Annotated in this window: 13 protein-coding genes; 7 read left to right on the top strand and 6 right to left on the bottom strand. The window is 68.1% G+C overall.

The features are described 5' to 3' along the window. Positions 1 to 2 precede the first annotated feature (2 nt). The 4 genes from ABDZ89_RS13605 (at position 3) to ABDZ89_RS13590 (ending at position 4,007) form a co-directional block, all read left to right on the top strand. On the top strand, positions 3 to 173 hold the full coding sequence (locus tag ABDZ89_RS13605) for a hypothetical protein (protein WP_343780011.1): 171 nt from the start codon (positions 3 to 5) through the stop codon (positions 171 to 173). A 122-nt stretch (positions 174 to 295) separates the two neighbouring features. After that, positions 296 to 601, top strand: coding sequence for a putative quinol monooxygenase (locus ABDZ89_RS13600; RefSeq protein WP_343780009.1), 306 nt, complete (start codon positions 296 to 298; stop codon positions 599 to 601). A 138-nt stretch (positions 602 to 739) separates the two neighbouring features. Next, complete coding sequence (locus ABDZ89_RS13595) at positions 740 to 2,398, top strand: gamma-glutamyltransferase family protein (RefSeq protein WP_343780007.1); 1,659 nt, start codon at positions 740 to 742, stop codon at positions 2,396 to 2,398. A 223-nt stretch (positions 2,399 to 2,621) separates the two neighbouring features. Then, positions 2,622 to 4,007, top strand: coding sequence for an ABC transporter substrate-binding protein (locus ABDZ89_RS13590; RefSeq protein ID WP_343780005.1), 1,386 nt, complete (start codon positions 2,622 to 2,624; stop codon positions 4,005 to 4,007). Between the two features lie 596 nt (positions 4,008 to 4,603). Here the strand turns inward: ABDZ89_RS13590 and ABDZ89_RS13585 are convergent. From ABDZ89_RS13585 to ABDZ89_RS13560, 6 genes are all read right to left on the bottom strand, one after another. Continuing rightward, entirely contained in the window at positions 4,604 to 5,503 is a 900-nt protein-coding gene (locus ABDZ89_RS13585; RefSeq protein WP_343780002.1) for an ABC transporter ATP-binding protein, read from the bottom strand. Then, positions 5,500 to 6,402, bottom strand: coding sequence for an ABC transporter ATP-binding protein (locus tag ABDZ89_RS13580; protein ID WP_343780000.1), 903 nt, complete (start codon positions 6,400 to 6,402; stop codon positions 5,500 to 5,502). The genes ABDZ89_RS13585 and ABDZ89_RS13580 overlap by 4 nt, the downstream gene beginning before the upstream one ends. After that, a complete protein-coding gene (locus ABDZ89_RS13575; protein WP_343779997.1) occupies positions 6,395 to 7,711 on the bottom strand; it encodes a branched-chain amino acid ABC transporter permease in 1,317 nt (438 codons plus the stop codon). The genes ABDZ89_RS13580 and ABDZ89_RS13575 overlap by 8 nt, the downstream gene beginning before the upstream one ends. Continuing rightward, on the bottom strand, positions 7,708 to 8,829 hold the full coding sequence (locus ABDZ89_RS13570; RefSeq protein WP_343779995.1) for a branched-chain amino acid ABC transporter permease: 1,122 nt from the start codon (positions 8,827 to 8,829) through the stop codon (positions 7,708 to 7,710). The genes ABDZ89_RS13575 and ABDZ89_RS13570 overlap by 4 nt, the downstream gene beginning before the upstream one ends. Positions 8,830 to 9,033: 204 nt before the next feature. Then, a complete protein-coding gene (gene lipA, locus ABDZ89_RS13565; RefSeq protein WP_343779994.1) occupies positions 9,034 to 9,972 on the bottom strand; it encodes a lipoyl synthase in 939 nt (312 codons plus the stop codon). 78 nt (positions 9,973 to 10,050) lie between these two features. Next, the gene (locus ABDZ89_RS13560) at positions 10,051 to 11,052 is read right to left on the bottom strand and encodes a hypothetical protein (RefSeq protein ID WP_343779992.1); all 1,002 of its coding nucleotides are present in this window, start codon (positions 11,050 to 11,052) and stop codon (positions 10,051 to 10,053) included. A gap of 133 nt (positions 11,053 to 11,185) precedes the next feature. Between ABDZ89_RS13560 and ABDZ89_RS13555 the strand changes: the two genes are divergently transcribed. The 3 genes from ABDZ89_RS13555 to ABDZ89_RS13545 all read left to right on the top strand — a co-directional run bounded on the left by ABDZ89_RS13555 (position 11,186) and on the right by ABDZ89_RS13545 (position 12,734). Beyond that, complete coding sequence (locus ABDZ89_RS13555; protein ID WP_343779990.1) at positions 11,186 to 11,602, top strand: dual specificity protein phosphatase family protein; 417 nt, start codon at positions 11,186 to 11,188, stop codon at positions 11,600 to 11,602. Between the two features lie 126 nt (positions 11,603 to 11,728). Beyond that, positions 11,729 to 12,304 (top strand): DUF7342 family protein, encoded by a 576-nt coding sequence (locus ABDZ89_RS13550; RefSeq protein WP_343779989.1) that lies wholly within the window; start codon positions 11,729 to 11,731, stop codon positions 12,302 to 12,304. Next, on the top strand, positions 12,297 to 12,734 hold the full coding sequence (locus tag ABDZ89_RS13545) for a toxin-antitoxin system TumE family protein (RefSeq protein WP_343779987.1): 438 nt from the start codon (positions 12,297 to 12,299) through the stop codon (positions 12,732 to 12,734). Before ABDZ89_RS13550 ends, ABDZ89_RS13545 begins: the two co-directional genes overlap by 8 nt. Position 12,735 lies beyond the last annotated feature (1 nt).

Genomic DNA, 12,735 nt, shown 5'->3' with positions numbered 1-12,735 from the left:
CGATGGAGGAAGTCGAGTTCAACATGGGCGACGCGTGGAACGCGCACATCACGACCGGCGAGAAGCGGTCGGGGCTGCTCGGTAGACTCGGAATGAACGAGCGGAAGGGCCTGACGACGGTGACGTGTCCCGAGTGCGGACTCGTTCGCCACTACGCCGAGTTCGAGGAGTGACGACGCGCCGGTGAGCCTCGTCGCTACTGCCCCGGTTCCGGGCCGTCGCGGCCACCGGTCCGGTCGTCCGGATACCCGGTGTCACGGGTGTTTTACGCGTCAGAGCCCTCCGATCTACTGGAATGTCCGACTCTGAATACGCGCTCCAGGCGCGGCTCGAAGCGAAGCCGGAGAAGGCCGACGAGGTGGCCGAGTTCCTCGAGTCGGCCCTCCCGGCGGCCGAGGCCGAACCGGAGACGACGACGTGGTTCGCGCTCCGGCTCGACGAGACCACGTTCGGCATCTTCGATACGTTCCCCGACGAGGAGGGCCGGCAGGCGCACCTCGACGGCGAGATCGCGGCGGAGCTGATGGAGCGGGCCGACGAGCTGTTCGCGGAAGACCCGCAGATCGACGAGATCGAGGTCCTCGCGGCAAAACACTCCTGAACGGCCGACCGTCCGGGATCGGCCCTCGGTCCTCGACGCCACGCGGTCCGGAGTCGCGGCCGGCCCGCCGGACCGACGAGGCCGACACCGGACTCATCCGGTCGTGGCTTTATTCTCCCGGCTCCCGGACGAGTGTGTATGGACCCGGACTTAGACCGATTCACGTCGCGCCGGTCGACGGTGTACGGCCAGCGCGGCGTGGTGGCGACCAGTCAACCCCTCGCGAGCGAGGCGGGGATCGAAGCGCTACGCGAGGGCGGCAACGCGTTCGACGCCGCGGTCGCGACCGCGGCCGCGCTCAACGTCGTCGAGCCCACCTCGACGGGGCTCGGTGGCGACGTGTTCGCGCTCTACCGGACCGCGGACGGGGAGGTCGGCGCGATGCGCTCGTGCGGCGGCGCGCCGGCCGACGCGACGATAGCGAACGTACGGGACGCGCTGGCCGAGGACGACGACGCCGAATCCTACTACCCCGACGACGGCGGCTACGCGGTCGACGACGCGGGCGAGGCGGGGATGCCCTTTTACGGCCCGCACGCGGTCACGGTTCCCGGGACGGCGCGCGGCTGGGAGGCGACCGTTGAGGAGCTGGGACGGCTGACGCTCGGCGACGCGCTCGCGCCGGCCATCCGCTACGCGACCGAGGGCTACCCGGTGTCGGAGGTCATCGCCTCCTACTGGGCGAGCGCCGACGCGCTGTTCAGCGACGACCACGCCCGCGAGGCGTTCCTGTTCGACGACGAGCCGCCGAGCGTCGGGCAGACGGTGACGATGCCGCGCCTGGGCGAGTCGATGCGAAAGATCGCCGAGGAGGGCGCCGACGTGGTCTACGAGGGCGAGATAGCCGAGGCCATCGCCGACGAGGTCCAGTCGCAGGGCGGGTTCATGACCGTCGACGACCTCGCCGACTTCGAGGTCGAGTGGCCGGAGCCGGTGTCGACCACCTACAACGGCGCCGAGGTGTACGAGCTCCCGCCGAACAACCAGGGACTCATCGCGCTGGAGGCGCTCAACGTCGCGTCCGAGCTCGGCGCGGGCGAGTACGACTACGACTCGCCGGAGCGCGTCCACTACTTCGCCGAGGCGTTGAAGCGGGCCTTCCACGACGGCCACCGCTACATCACCGATCCGGAGTACGAGGATATCCCGCCGCTCGCGTCGAACGAGTGGGCCGCGAAGCGCGCCGCGGGTATCGGTGAGACCGCCTCGCACGACGTGTCCTTCGGCGTGCCGGACGCGAACGCCGAGGACGCCGACACCGTCCTCCTCACCGTCGCCGACGACGAGGGCAACGTCGTCTCGTACATCAACTCGCGGTTCGCCGGCTTCGGCTCCGGACTCGTCGCGGGCGAGACCGGCATCGCCCTCCAGAACCGCGGCGCGTCCTTCTCGCTCGACCCGGAGCATCCCAACGCGCTCGAGCCCGGCAAGCGGCCCTTCCACACGCTCATCCCGGGCGTCGTCCGGTTCGACGAGGACGACTGGGCGGCGTTCGGCGTGATGGGCGGGTACATGCAGCCGCAGGGCCACGTCCAGATGATCTCGAACATCGTCGACTACGGGATGCCGCTCCAGCGCGCGCTCGACGAGCCGCGGTGGCGGTACCGCGAGAGCGGCGAGTTGGCGCTCGAACCCCACTTCGACGACGACGCGGCCGCCAAGCTGGTCCGGAAGGACCACGACGTCAGGACGCTCTCGCCGGTGATGTTCGGCGGCGCACAGATCGCCCGCAGCCGCGACGGCGTCCTCTCCGCCGCCACGGAGCCCCGGAAGGACGGGAACGCGCAGGGGTACTGACGCCGCGTCGGCGGCGTCGACTCACAGGACCACACTCGACCCGAGGGTCGTTCTGTCAGAAGTCCGCGACGATTTTCCTGGCGACCGCGATCGGAGAACCGCGAACGACCCGTAGAGCGCATCTATCCCGATCAGTCTCCGTCTCGCCGTCGACGGCGGCAGTGCCGTCGTATTTGTGGGCGTGGATACACTTATAAACGTTCCTGTGGTATCCGATCACAGGATGACGAGAAGAATCCAGCGACGCGACGTACTCAAAGGCGCCGGTGCGGTCGGAATCGCCGGAATCGCCGGCTGTTCGACCGAGAGCGGCGACGGTTCGGACGGCGGCGACGGGATGGACGGCAGCGACGGGTCCGACGGGTCCGACGGCTCCGACGGCGGCGACGGTGGCGACGGTCAGAACGCCATCCCCGACGCCGTGATGGTCGTCGGCTTCCCGCAGTCGGGCATTCAGCTGTTCCGCGACTTCTACTCGGACTTCGCCGACAGTGCCCCCGATCTCGACATCATCGTCCCCGACGGACTGATCGACGCCGACCTCCCGGCCGAGGTCGACAACGACATGAACAACGTCATCGGGACCGCGCCCTCCGCGGGCGGCCCGGGCGCCGATTTCTTCGCGGAGTCGTACCAAGAGGAGTACGGCGAGGAGCCGGGCGTGTTCACCTCGCAGGCGTACGACGCGATGGCGGTCGAGATCCTCGCGGCGACGGCCGCGGGCGAGAACAGCGGCGAGGCGATCCGGGACCGCGTCCGCACCGTCGCGAACCCCGGCGGCGACGAGTTCGGGCCCGCCGACCTGCCGGAGGCTGTCGAGACGGTCGCCGCGGGCGACCCGGTCCACTACGTGGGGGCGTCGTCGAGCGTCAACTTCGACGTCAACGGCGACATGTCGACCGCCGCCTACGACATCGTCGACTTCCAGGACGGCGAACTGGTCACCCTCGACACCGTCGAGTTCGGCAACGAGCTCAGCGAGGAGGATCAAAACGCCACCGCGGCTGACCCCGTCGGCGTCGACTCGTTCACGGCTCGCATCGGCGTGTTGATGCCGGAGACCGGTGACCTCGGTCCGCTCGGCGGACCGATCCGCGACGGCGCGCTCCTCGCGGCGACGCAGGTGAACGACGCCGGCATCAACGTCGACGTAGAGACTCGTGTCGAGGACACGCAGACGGACCCCCAGGCAGGTATCTCGGGCGCGAACGCCCTCGTCAACGCCGGCTTCGGGGCCGTCGTCGGCCCGGCGTCCTCGAACGTCAACCTTCAGGTCTCCGACCAGGTGTTCATCCCCAACGGCGTCGTCGGCATCTCGCCGTCGTCGACCGACCCGAACGTCACGGACCTCGAAGACAACGGCTACATCTTCCGGACCGCGCCCTCGGACCTGCTTCAGGGTCCGGCGATGGCCGACCTCGCGGTCAGCGACACGGTCGGCGCGTCGACGTCCGGCACGCTGTATCTCAACGACGCCTACGGGCAGTCGCTCGAAGAGTCGTACGTGAACGCCTTCGAAGAGCGCGACGGCACCATCGACCAGCGCGTCTCCTTCGAGCCGAACCAGGCGACGTACACCAGTCAGTGGTCGAGCGTCCTGAACGAGTAGGGGTTCGACCGACCTTCTCCGATTTTTCGACCCGCGTGAGCCGCGGGTCCGTCCGATGCGGTTCGCCGCGACGAGAGACACCTGCGGAGCGGTCTATCAGACGATGCGGTGGCGCGTGCCTGCGAGCGGCCGCCACCGGCGGCCGCGAGGAGCACGCGCGAGGGAGTCGCGAACGCCCGGAGGGCGTGAGCGACGAGGCTGGGGAGGGGTGAGGTGCGGTCCCGCGAGCGACCGGAAGGAGCGAGCGGGAGTACGGAAGTCGCAGCCCGCGCAGCGAACGCAGTGAGCGAGCAGGACCGTCTTCCGGTGGTGCGGCGTTGGGCGGGACTCAACGGGGCAGTCGCGAGGCGACCGCAGGCGAAGTAAGCACCGAGGCGAGTGAGCGGAGCGAACGAGCGAGGCGCACAGCGAGCGTGCGGTCGCCTCGCGACTGGGGCTTTGGTGCCGTTCGTTGTCAGTCAGAAGTTGTCGACGTACGGCCGAGCGACTGGGGCTTTGGTGCCGTTCGTCGTCGGTCCATCCCTACTGTCGGACGAATGACCGACAGCGATGCCCGGGACCGATTCGTAGATGACCGGTCCCCGACGGTAGTTCGATTATCCGCCGAGGAAGTCGCGCCGGACGTCCTCGTCGCCGAGCAGCACCTCGCCGCGGTCCGTGTACCGGTTCCCGCCGTTTACCAGCACGTAGCCGCGGTCACAGCGGCGCAGGGCCTCCTTCGCGTTCTGTTCGACCATCAGGACCGCCGTCCCGCCCTCGTTGATCCGGTCGATCCGGTCGAACATGTCGGAGACGAGGTCGGGGGCGAGCCCGGCCGAGGGCTCGTCGAGCAACAGGAGGTCGGGGTCGAGCATGAGCGCACGGCCCATCGCGACCATCTGGCGCTGGCCGCCCGAGAGCGTCCCCGCCTTCTGCTCGCTGCGCTCGCGGAGGATCGGGAACCGGTCGTAGATCGTCTCGATCTGGTCTTCGGGAACCTCGTCGAGGATGTACGCGCCCATTTCGAGGTTCTCGCGGACGCTGAGACCGGGGAACACGTTGTCGTTCTGCGGGACGAACCCGATCCCCTCGCGGATGATCTGCTCTGGGGCGAGCCCGTGGATCGGCGCGCCCTCGAACTCGACGGTGCCGCCCATGTGGGTCGTGAGTCCGAAGACGGTCTTCATCACGGTCGACTTGCCGGCCCCGTTGGGCCCGACGATGGTCACGTACTCCTCGTCGGCGACGTCGAGGGTCACCTCCGAGAGGATCTGGAGGTCGCCGTAGCCGGCGTCGAGGTCGCGGATCCGCAAGATCGCGTCGCCGTCGATCGCGTGGGCGGTGCCGGCGGTGGCGTCCGCGGCGGTGTCGGCGGGCTCGGCCTCCGTGGCGGTTACACCGTCCCCCTCGGACGTGTCGTCCGCGGCCGTGGCGGCGTCCGTAGCGGGATCGACCGGGCCGTCGTCTCCGTCGGCGGCGGACTCGGCGTCGGCGTCGACCGCGCCGTCAGCGGTCATAGGTCCTCACCCAAGTACGCCTCGATGACCCGCTCGTCGTTCCGTATCTCGTCGCCGGTGCCCTCGGCGAGAACGCTGCCCTGATGCATGACGATGACGTGTTCGCAGTTCTCCATGATGATGTCCATGTCGTGTTCGACGAGCAGGAAGGTGTAGCCGTCCGCGCGCAGGTCGTGGATGCGGTCGAGGAGTTTCTCCTCCAAGGTCGGGTTGACCCCGGCGAGCGGCTCGTCGAGCAGCACCATTTCCGGGTCGGTCATCAGCACGCGAGCCATCTCCAGCAGCTTCCGCTGGCCGCCGGAGAGGTTCCCCGCGTGTTCGTGCGCGAGGTGGTCGATCTCGAAGAACTCCAGCGTCTCCCAGGCGCGCTCGCGGATCTCCGTCTCCTCCTCGACGACCGACCCGCGAAGCCCGGGCGTGACCGCGCGGACCGCGGACTCGCCGATCTGCCCTTGGGGCGCGAGCATGAGGTTCTCTAAGACGGTCATCTCGGAGAGTTCCCGGGCGATCTGGAACGTTCGAACCAGCCCCCTTCGGGCGATCTGGTGCGGTTTGAGCCCGGTGATGTCCTCGCCGTCGAAGTACACGCGTCCGGCGGTCGGCTCGTTGACGCCGGTGATACAGTTGAACGTCGTCGACTTGCCCGCGCCGTTGGGGCCGATGAGCCCGGTCAACGACCCGGCCTCGACTTCGAAGGAGGCGCCGTCGACCGCGGTGACGCCGCCGAACCGCTTGACGAGGCCCTCGACGCGGAGCGGCGGCGCCCCGGACGGGGTGTGTTTCGCCGCCTCCTCGACCTCGCTGTCGTTCGCTTCCGGCTCGTCGACGGCCGCGTCGCCCGCGTCCACCGTGTCGGCCACGTCGGCCGCGTCGGCCGCGTCGGGGATGTCGCTACTCATCGGCGTCACCTCCGGCGGGCCGCTCGGAGAGGTCGACGGCCGCGGCCGTCTCGATCCGGTCGCCGAGGATGCCCTCCGGCCGCCGGTGGATGATGAACACCAAGACGATCCCGAGGAAGACGAACTGGAGCGGCGCGACGTTGTCAGTCGCGTACGCGAGGAACGCCACCGGATCGAGCGAGATCACCGCGTCGGCGAACGAGGGCGGGGTCTGCGCGTCGATGAGTCCCCGGACCGTCCCGCCGATGCGGCGCGGTCCCTCGAACAGCGCCGCGGCGAAGACGATGCCGCCGAGGACGGATCCCGTGTTCGACCCGGAGCCGCCGATGATCACCGCGATGAAGACGTAGAAGGTCAAGAGGGGTCGGAACTGCGGGGTCGGGGAGATGTTGCCCTGACTGCCGAACCAGAGGATGCCGGCGAGTCCCATCAGCGCACAGCCGATGACGAACACCTTGATCTTCACGAGGTTCACGTTCTTCCCGAGCGAGTCGGCGACGAGTTCGTCCTCGCGGATCGCCTTCATTACGCGACCGAACGGCGAGCGACCGAGGCGTTCGAGCAGGAAGTAAAAGCCGACCAGAAAGGCGGCGAGGACGGCGATGTACCCCCAGCCGATGAGGATCGGGTGCGCGATGCCGAGGCCCTCGGTGCCGAAGACGCCGAAGACGAGCTCGCCGAACGCGGTCGGCGTCCCCGCCTGGCCGTCGACTAAGAACAGGTCCCGGACCGGGTTGTCCGGCATCCCCATCCCGCGGCCGCCGCCGGTCCCGGCGCCGATCGTGTCGCGCAGGAAGTTGTCGAAGGCGCTCGACTGGAGCGACAGGCGGATGATCTCCGAGAGCCCGAGCGTCACGATGGCGAGGTAGTCGGCCTTGAGCCGCAGCGCCGGGAGCGCGGCGACGGCGCCGAGGAGCGCCGCCATCCCCATGCCGGCGACGATTCCCACCGGGAGGGGGAGCCCCAGTCCGGGGGGACCGAAGGCGGGGTCGGGCGACCGGACGACCATCCCCATCGTGTAGACGCCGACGGCCATGAAGCCCGCGACGCCGATGTTGAACAGCCCCGTGTACCCCCACTGGAGGTTCAGGGCGAGTGCGGTGAGCGCGTAGACGAACCCGAGGAACGTCAGCGTCTCCAGCAGGCCGACGACGCTGTTGAGCCCGTCGGTGAACGTGAGGACGGTCGCGGCCGCGTAGACCACGAGCAGCGTCCCGACGACGAGTCCGAAGTCGCTCTCGCGAGCGGCGTCGACGAGCGCCGCCGTGGCGCTCTCGGGCGCGTCGTCGGCGGTGTCCGCGCCGCTCATGCGGTCGAAACACCTCCGAACAGCCCCTCCGGGCGTAACAGGAGCATCGTGATCATCACCGCGAACGCCGCGGCCTGGTTGAAGTCGGACGGGATCCAGATCGTCGAGGTGGTGAACACGACCCCGATGACGAGGCCGCCGACGATGGCCCCGTAGACGGAACCGATCCCGCCTAAGATTACGGCCGCGAAGATGAGCAGGAGCAGCAGCCACCCGAAGTCGAACTGGATCGTCCCGCGGAGCAGGACGTAGAGGTAGCCGGAGGCGCCGGCGAGCCCGCCGCCGATGATCCACGTGGCGGTGACGACGCGCTCGGCCGGGATTCCGGTGATGAGCGCCAGGTCCTTGTTGTCGGCCATCGCCCGCATCGCGGTCCCGAGCTTCGTGTGCTGGAGCATGGCGTGCATCGCGAGCATCAGCCCCACCGCGGCCACGAGGATGGTGAGTTCGTGCGCGTTCACCGAGAGGCCGAGCGGTCCGAACGCGAGGTTCGACTGCTCGACGCTCGCGGTCACGCCGCGACGGCCGGAGCCGTAGCCGAACTGGAGCAGGTACCGCACGATGAGCGCCGCGCCGATGGAGGCGATGAGCAGCGAGATGCCGTCGCGGTCCCGCATCGGCTTGTAGAAGGCGCGGTCGAGCCCCACCGCGAGCAACGCGGTGATGACGAACGCCGTCACCAGACCGACGAGGATCGCGCCGGGCGTGGTGAGGATGTGCGCTCCGATGTCGCCCGGGGAGGCGCTGCCCGCGTCGCGGACGGTCACCAGCGCCCGGACCGACGCCTCGCCGAACCCGGCGATCAGGAAGGCGACGCCCCACCCGGTGAACGCGCCCACGCTGACGAGGTCACCGTGCGAGAAGTTGGCGAACGAGAGGATGCTGTACGTCATCGAGAGCCCGATGCCGGCGAGCCCGATCACGAGGCCGATCACGATTCCGTTCCAGAGGTTCGAGCCGAACCGAGCGACCGAGATCGACCCCCCGATCGGCCCGAGGCCGACACCCGCGAGTTTCGCCGCGAGGTCGACGAGCAACAGGCCGCCGAGGAGAGCGACGAAGAGAAGCCCCGGCCGGGCCCGCGCCGAGTCGACGAACGACGAGTCAGTTGTACCCATGTGTACGTCTCACTGACGCAGGGTGAGTCACCGAGAGGTAAATAACTCGCTGTTCGGACAAACGTCGGCGGCGAAATGGCCTGACAACTGGCTAAGGGGCGCGGGTTTCGAGGCGGCCGCCGCGGGCTCTCGGTTCGTCGGCGGGTCAGGCTCCGCGAGGGAGCGGTGAGAGACCGGCGACCGGGGTCCGCGAGGACCGGACCCTCAGTCGCCGCCGGCGGCTCTGGCGCGTCGTCTCGCGTCCTCGGGCGAGCGGTCGTCGCGCAACAGCGCCTCCACGAACAGTTCGCCGGCCTTGTACGACGAGCGGACCATGGCGCCCGACGCGCAGTAGAGGAACTCGAACTCCTCCTCGGCGACCCGCCGCCACGTCTCGAAGACGTCGGGGTGGACGTACTCGAACACGTCGAGGTGCGACCGGGACGGCTGGAGGTACTGGCCGAAGGTGACCACGTCGACGCCGACCTCGCGGAGGTCGCCGAGGGTCTGGTACACCTCGTGGTCGTACTCGCCGACGCCGAGCATGAGGCTCGTCTTGGTGTGGATGTCGGACTCGCGGTCGACCTGATCGAGCACCGCCAGCGACTGCTCGTAGTTCGCGCGGCGGTCGCGCACCGGCCACTGGAGCCGCTCGACGGTCTCGACGTTGTGCGCGATCACGTCCGGCTCGGCGTCGATTATCCGGCGGACCGCCTCGGGGTCGCCCCCGAAGTCCGGGATGAGCGTCTCGACGAGGATCTCGGGGTCCCGGCGCTTGATCGCGCGGATCGTCTCGGCGAAGTGGGCCGACCCGCCGTCCGCGAGGTCGTCGCGGTCGACGGACGTGAGGACGACGTAGTCCAGCCCGATCTCCGCGACCGCGTCCGCGACGTTCGCCGGCTCGTCGGGGTCGAGCGCCTCCATGCCGCCCGTCTCGACGTCACAGAAGTTACACCCGCGCGAGCAGCGGTCGCCCATGAGCATGAACGTCGCCGTGCCCGGGCCGTCGTTCCCCGACCAGCACTCGCCCATGTTCGGGCAGTTCGCCTCCTCACAGACCGTGTGGAGGTCGTGGTCGCGGAGGGTGGACTTGATCTCGGTGAACCGACTCCCGGACGGCGGGCGCGACTTCAGCCAGTCCGGCTTCCGGCGGCCGCGTTGCATACACGACCGTTAGCGTCCGAGCGCAAAAGGATGCGGGTCGTGGAGGTCGCGCCGCGGACGCCACTCCTCCCGACGACCCTACGCCTCCGGGACGAAGACGTTCATCGACGGCGTCTGGATCCCTTGGAACTTGTTCTTCCAGTTGTACGCGATGTTCAGGACGCGCCGGCGGTTCCCCGGCGGTCCCGTCACCACGCTGACCGAGGTGCCGTCCTCCGGGATTTCGACCCGCGTGTCCTGCCACTCGAAGCCCGCGAGCAGCTCCGAGGGGTTCTCGACCGACACCGTCCCGCTGTTCCTGTTCACCTCGTAGAGCCGGTAGGAGTCGGTTTCGAGCAGGCGCTTGATCTCGTTGAGGTCCGCGTCGAAGTGCTCGCGAAGCGCGTCGGCGGTGTGGTAGCCGCAGACGATCAGGTGGGCGAACGTCTCGACGGCGCGCGGGTCCTGCTCCGCCGCTCGGAGGTGATCGAAGTACGCCAGCTTCTCGTCCCTGTCGAGTTCGAGTATCTCGTTGACGATCCGCGCCGCCTCCCGCTCCGCCTCGGTCGACTCCGGATCGGCGAGGACCTCGTCGGCCCGCGACCCGGTGTTCTGCCCCCGCGACACGTCGAGGACGTTCTTCAGGTGTTTCGCGCGGTCGTACACCGCCGACTTGTACGACCAGTCGCGGACGTCGTCCGGGTAGTCGTCGAACCGCTGGAGCAGCGCCTGCCGGTCCTCGGGGAATCCGATCTCCTCGCGGAAGTCGCTCCACGCCGTCGCGTCCCTGAAGAGCCCGAACTCCGTCAGCGTGTCCTGGCCGAGGTTCGCCCGCGTGCCCCCGCTGGCGACGAACTTGGCTTCGAGGAACGTCTCCCCGCCGTTCGACTCCACGATGAGGTCGCCCAGCGAGTCGTAGGAGTTGCCGGCGTGGCGTACCGCGGTCCGATCCGGGAAGTCGGCCTCGATCCGCTCGGCGAGGGCCTCGGCGAGATCGGGGCGGCCCCGTTCTTCGAGGTCCTCGTCCGGTTCCTCGCCGTTCGCGAGCCGCGCCGTCAGCTTCTCCGTGGCCTCGACCCAGCCGCGCTCGTGTTTGCCCATGTGGTGTGTCGGTCGGAGAGTCGGGGATAAAAAGGCGCCTACCGCTGGGAACGCCCCCTTCGCCGAGAGACGCGACGACCAAGGGAATTTACGCCGGGCGACACCGTACGACCGTTCGACAGGGTGTCTCGAAATGGATGAGGTCGCCGACGGGATGTTCGTTGGGACCCAATCGCACGCCGAAAGCGGGTCGCTCCTTCGGGACCGCGGCGTCGACGTCGTCGTCTCGCTCACCCACGACGATCCGAACACCGGGGCCGTCGACCGCGTCGATGTCCCGATGTTGGACGGACCGCGGAACGCGTATTCGGCGTTCGCCGACGCCGCGAAGGCGGTCGTGGAGCGGCGCGAAGCCGGTCAGCGCGTCCTCGTCCACTGTTCGGCCGGCTCCTCGCGCAGCCCGGCGGTCGCCGCGGCGGCGATGACGCGCCTGACGGACCGGGACCTCGACGGGGCGTTCGAGCAGGTGTCCGCGCGGCGGTCGGAAATCGACCCACACGACGCGCTGATCCGGCGGGCGGCGACGTTCGCGACGCAGGATCGGGAGTGAAGCGCGACGTCGCAGGAAGAGCTTAGGCCGGGATTGCGCGTGAACACCGTCTAAGCAGAAATAATTCAGTGTGCCACAGATATAAATCGTTAGACCCAGTAGGCTGCTGTACGGAGACTCTCACGCATGGACCCCACAGACATCCCCGACGATGCATACGACGGTGAGGAGTCCCCACCTAATCTCGACGATCTGGACTCCCTTGACACACTGCTCAGGGACGGACCAATCCGAGAACGGCTTCTCGACGTTGTCGTCGGAGTTCGCACGCCGACGAAGGTCTCGACGATCGCCAAGCGTGCCGATTGCGGCACTGAAACGGCACGCGACTACTTAGCGTGGTTCGACGAGATGGGGATGGTTCACCGGCACAACGGTCGCCCGGTCCGCTATGAGCGCAACGACGCGTACTTCCAGTGGCGGCGCATCGACCAGATCCGAGAAGAATACTCTGAGCAAGAGATCGTTGACGCACTCGACGATACGCTCAACCAGATCGAGGATTACAGAGCGCAGTTCGATGCAACGCACCCGGACGAGGTGTCCCTCGTCGACGCGACTCAGGAGCAGAATTTGTCCACCGAAGTAGCCTGGGAAGCGCTCTCTGAGTGGGAGACGCTCGAACAACGAGCCGCACTCCTCGACGCAGCACGCCGAAACAATCCAGTCGCTGGTAGCAAGCCCGGTCCAGTCGATGCCTGAGGATACGGCTGACCCACCCAGTCGCGGTCCCATCGATACGGAAATCCTCGACCGGATTGCTACACACCTCGCTCGTAGCGATCGGTTCGACGACATCCAGACACGACCGGAATACGCGCCGAACGCAGTCGTCGCTGACTACGATCTTGGATACTTTCCAGGCGGCGTCACCCGTGCGTATCTACGGGTCCGATGGTTCGAGACCGACGACTTCAGCATCCACTATTCGGAGCAGTACCAGACCGGCAACGAGTGGGAGTGCCGATGGGACTGCCACCCGAATGATCATAATACCCGCGAGCACTTCCACTCGCCCCCAGATGCGTCGACTCCCGGAGCGGATGCCGACTATGCTGATGACTGGCGGAACGTACTCACAACTGTCCTAACCGATCTCGATGACAGGATCAATGCCTTCTGGAACGAGTGAC

This window comes from Halorubrum ejinorense (assembly GCF_039522565.1).
Lineage (GTDB): Archaea > Halobacteriota > Halobacteria > Halobacteriales > Haloferacaceae > Halorubrum > Halorubrum ejinorense.
Note: the sequence above shows the minus strand (reverse complement) of the source record. Positions and strands in the feature narration are given on the sequence as shown.